At 57.5% G+C, this 480-nt stretch carries 1 protein-coding gene; it reads right to left on the reverse strand.

The window, feature by feature from the left end; translation table 11 throughout:
- The coding region (locus AC1RPJ_RS07800) for a hypothetical protein (protein WP_481762845.1) at nt 1–480 on the reverse strand (480 nt) is incomplete at both ends.

Genomic DNA, 480 nt, shown 5'->3' on the forward strand with positions numbered 1-480 from the left:
CCTGCTTCGCACGACGCGGGAATAGCAGACGCCAGAATGACGGGTATTGATTGGCACGAGCGCTTTCCATGAGGTGTTGTTCCTCGGCCGCTTCTTGCTCAGCGTCCTCACGTTCGAGCTTTTCTTCGATCTCGCTCAGGCGCGCGAGGTCCGATTTCTTTTCCTCAAAGGGCCATGCACGACCGATCCGAGCCAGCCGCTCACGTTCCCGTTGTTGGATACCGCCAGCGTAATGATCATTCCAGCGGCCATCCAGATCACGCAGGACCTGAATGCGGGTCCGAAGCTGCACGTCGTCCAGTTCGTCGTATGCGGCACGCAGCACTGCGGTACCAGCCTCATGCATACCAGCTCTATCCAGAGCATGCGCCCTGTTGATCGCAGTCGGAATAGGGCCCTGTTCTTGTGCATAAAGCACTTTCGACGCATATTCTTCGAACGGAACGGCGTCCCGCGCATTGATCAACAGCGGATTACCGT

The sequence above is a fragment of the Dellaglioa sp. CoH-57-MRSF-17 genome, assembly GCF_056782015.1.